The 3,917-nt window shown below is 57.4% G+C and carries 5 protein-coding genes and 1 pseudogene; all 6 read right to left on the bottom strand.

The genetic code is table 11. The features are described from left to right. Positions 1–271 (bottom strand): stage V sporulation protein AA (locus BG52_RS05125; RefSeq protein WP_190287468.1); only part of this gene is annotated, 271 nt, incomplete at its 3' end. A 207-nt stretch (positions 272–478) separates the two neighbouring features. Next, entirely contained in the window at positions 479–1,234 is a 756-nt protein-coding gene (gene sigF / locus BG52_RS05120; RefSeq protein WP_036585159.1) for an RNA polymerase sporulation sigma factor SigF, read from the bottom strand. A 20-nt stretch (positions 1,235–1,254) separates the two neighbouring features. Then, a complete protein-coding gene (gene spoIIAB / locus BG52_RS05115) occupies positions 1,255–1,701 on the bottom strand; it encodes an anti-sigma F factor (RefSeq protein ID WP_036585157.1) in 447 nt (148 codons plus the stop codon). Continuing rightward, entirely contained in the window at positions 1,698–2,051 is a 354-nt protein-coding gene (spoIIAA, locus tag BG52_RS05110) for an anti-sigma F factor antagonist (RefSeq protein ID WP_036585156.1), read from the bottom strand. Before spoIIAA ends, spoIIAB begins: the two co-directional genes overlap by 4 nt. A gap of 138 nt (positions 2,052–2,189) precedes the next feature. Next, a complete protein-coding gene (locus tag BG52_RS05105; RefSeq protein ID WP_036585155.1) occupies positions 2,190–3,374 on the bottom strand; it encodes a D-alanyl-D-alanine carboxypeptidase family protein in 1,185 nt (394 codons plus the stop codon). A 204-nt stretch (positions 3,375–3,578) separates the two neighbouring features. Further along, positions 3,579–3,917: pseudogene (deoA, locus tag BG52_RS05100) on the bottom strand (pyrimidine-nucleoside phosphorylase); the annotation flags it as partial.

Raw genomic sequence — 3,917 nt, 5'->3', positions numbered from 1 at the left:
CCATCACCAACACCTGGGGCTCGCCGAAATATTCGACGTTCAGGCCGGGCTCCGCCTCTGAAATCGCCTTGACGATATGCAGCATATCGATCACAACCCGGTTGCCGTCATCGGGATGGTGATGGTATATTTCGACGGCGCCCAGCCTCCGCTCAAGGTCGCCTCCGGCCAGCAGCCGCGCCGCCTCGCCAAGCCGGACGGTTCCACCCGGGGGCAGCGGCATCCGTTTCCGTAGCCGTAAATACAACGTTCTCGATTGCGGTTCGTTCATGCCCGATCATCCCTTTTGGCGCTTTTTCCCGGTTAGTATGAGGCACGGAAATACAATCTATACGCAAACAACCGTATCCTCGGATACGGTTGTTTGCGATGTATGTAAGCCGAGGGCGTTTACACGCCGACCCGCATTTGTCCGGTGCGCAGCCGCTGATGATGCATGGCGCATACCCTCTGGCCTTGACAGAAGGACCGGACCGCGCTATTGCGCGATCTGGTCCTTGATCGTTTGCAGTATTTTTTTCTCCAGTCTGGACACCTGCACCTGCGATATGCCGAGCCGGGAAGCAACCTCGGATTGCGTCTGGTCCCGGTAATACCGTAAATAAACGATCAGCCGCTCACGCTCCGACAACGTTTCGATCGCTTCGTTCAGCGTCAGCTTGTCAAACCACTTATCCTGGTTGTCGTCTGCGATCTGGTCCATCAGCGTAATCGGGTCGCCGTCGTTCTCGAATACCGTTTCGTGAATCGAAGCCGGCGGCTTATTGGCCTCCTGCGCGAACACGACATCCTCCGGGCGGATGCCGAGGCTCTCGGCGACCTCGCCGATCGTTGCAAGGCGTCCCAGCACCTTCGACAGCTCGTCCTTCGTTTTGCGTACCTTGTTCGCCAGCTCTTTGAGCGACCGGCTTACCTTGAGCGTACCATCGTCGCGCAGAAACCGCTGGATCTCTCCGATAATCATCGGCACGGCGTAGGTGGAAAATTTAACGTCGTAGGAAAGGTCGAATTTGTCGACCGACTTCAGCAGACCGATGCAGCCGATCTGGAAAAGATCCTCCGGCTCATACCCTCGATTGATGAATCGCTGGACGACGGACCATACGAGCCGGATATTGCCGTTAACCAGCTTATCCCGCGCACTCGTCTCTCCGGATTGGCTTAGGGCGATTAATCGTTTTACTTCCGCGTCATCCAAAAACGGCTGCGAGTTTTGTTTCAAATCGGCTTCCATGAGGCCCAACCCCTACCCGCTTAATTATAAAGCGCCTTTTTGGATTCAATGCGCTTGAACATGACGATCTGCGTCCCTCTGCCCGGCTCGCTGGTCACCTCGAACGAGTCCATGAAATTTTCCATGATCGTAAATCCCATACCCGAACGCTCCATGTCCGGTTTGGACGTATACAGCGGCTGGCGGGCCAGTTCCAGATCCTCGATGCCGCTGCCCTCGTCCTTCACCATGATCGATACCGTATCGCCTTCGATTCTCGACTCGATCGTAACGGTGCCGTTCGGATCGCCGTTGTACCCGTGAATGATCGCATTCGTGACCGCTTCCGATACCGCCGTCTTCAAATCGTTAAGCTCCTCCATCGTCGGATCCAGCTGAGAGACGAATGCGGCGACGGCGATCCGGGCAAACGCTTCGTTCTCGGACCGGCTGGCAAAGGTGAGCGACATCTGATTCGAATCGTTCATGATACGACCTCCAGGCTCGTAAGCGCGGCGCGCTCGTTATCGTATATCGCCAAAATCTTGAACAGACCCGACAGCTCGAACAGCCGGTAAACGGCTTGATTGACGTCGCATACCACCATTTTGCCGCCGCGCGATTTCAGCAGCTTATATCGCCCGAGAATAACGCCGAGCCCCGAGCTGTCCATAAACAGCAAATCCTTCAGGCTGAGAATAATATGATCGGCGCCGCCCTTGAGGATCGCCTCCTCCATCTGCTGCCGAACCGAATCGGCCGTATGATGGTCGAGCTCGCCGATCAGCCTGACGATCAGCACGTTGCGGTAATGCTCCAGTTCCACCTGCAAACGCATCTTCTGTTCACTCCTCCCTCGGATAGAACAGTGTTTTCTACGCCGCGCATGCGCAATCCTGCCTCCCGACAAAACTAGAACCACGTTGCTAGAAGCCGACATAAACCGCGCCGTTAAACGGCGGCGAATCCGCTCCGATCAGGTAAAGAGCTCGGCGGTCGTTCTGCGGAACAGCGTCCACCAGCCTGCCTTGCCGATCGCCTGCGGCGACTGCACGTCGAATTCGGCGAGCACCTTGTCCTCCTGAAAAACGATCAACTTGCCGATCGATTGCCCCTGCAGCACGGGAGCCATCAGCGGAGCCGTCAGCCGTAACTCGCTGCGGATGTCGGTTTTGTTCGCGCCGCGTTTCATCATGACGCTGTAAGGATGCGTGGCGGTCAGCTTCAGCTCCGCTAAATTCCCCTTCGTCACCGGAACCGTTCCGATTACGTCGCCCTCTTTGAAAATCGGTACATTCGTATACTGAGCGAATGCATAATCGAACATTTGCGACACTTCGGCGTTGCGCGTCTTCGTATTCGGCTCGCCCAACACGACCGCGATGAGCCGGAACCCGTCACGGGCCGCCGTGGCGGACAAGCAAAACTTAGCCTCGCTCGTAAAGCCTGTTTTCAAACCGTCCGCGCCCGAGTAGAAGCGAACCAGCTTATTCGTGTTCACCAGCCAGAACGGCTTCTCGCTGTCCTTGCGAAGGTAATCTTGATAGAGGCCGGTATAGGCCGTAATTTCGCGATATTTCAGCAGCTCCTTCGACATGATCGCAATATCATGGGCGGAGGTGTAGTGTTCGGGAGCCGGAAGTCCGTTCGGATTGGCGAACCGGGTATTCTTCAGGCCGAGCGACTGCGCCTTCTCGTTCATCATCCGCACGAATTCCTGCTCGGTACCCGCGATTTTCTCGGCCATGGCAACCGAAGCGTCGTTACCGGAAGCAAGCGCAATCCCCTTGAGCATGTCCTGCACCGTCATTTGTTCGCCGGGCTCCAGAAAAATTTGTGAACCGCCCATCGACGCGGCGTATTCGCTCGTGGTCACCGCATCGGTCAGCTTCAGCTTGCCTTGGTCGATCGCTTCCATAATCAACAGCATGGTCATGATTTTCGTAATGCTTGCGGGGGGCAGCCGATCATAGCTGTTTTTCTCGAAAATGATCGTCCCGCTGTCGGCGTCCATCAGAATGGCCGATCGCGCCGACGGCGCCAGGTCAACGTTCGCGGCTTGCCCTTGCGGCTTGGCCGGCTCCTCCAGCGCAAAGGCCGCATTCGCTCCGCCCACCAATACTGTACAGGCAAGCAGGCTTGCAATCTTCCATTTCTTCACTTTGTGTCCCCTCCGGTTAATAGAATGGCGGCAACGGACCCTGTCCAGGCCGCACGATGGCTAGCTTCTTTCCCCCAGTATCGCCGGGCGGGATGATAATTATTCCAGCAGTCAGAAATGATTAAAAAAAACCGCCGGAGAGGACGTCCTCTCCGGCGGCGATGATCCGCCCTGCTCAGGTTCGCTATATCGTCGATAGGTACGTTACACAAAACGCTCGATGCCATCCTTCGTCACCACCGACAGCACGAGCGGCCGCTCGGCCGGCGCTTCCGATCGAATCTCGAACGCCTGGCGCACCTCGGCGGCAACCTCCGCCTCCGCTCTGGAATCGGTCCGGGCATGCAGCACGGCGATCACATCGCCCGTCTGCACGACATCTCCGATCTTGCGGCTCAGCACGATGCCGACCGCATAATCGATCGCCTCGTCCTTCGTCGCGCGGCCCGCTCCAAGCCGCATCGCGGCGATGCCGAGCTTCTCGGCATCGATGCGCCGTACGCAGCCCGCCGTTTCGGCCCGCACCTCGATAAGCGCGGCGGC

This window comes from Paenibacillus darwinianus, assembly GCF_000598065.1.
Taxonomy (GTDB): domain Bacteria; phylum Bacillota; class Bacilli; order Paenibacillales; family Paenibacillaceae; genus Paenibacillus_I; species Paenibacillus_I darwinianus.
The sequence above is the reverse complement of the archived record's forward strand: the minus strand, read 5'-3'. Positions and strand labels throughout refer to the sequence as shown.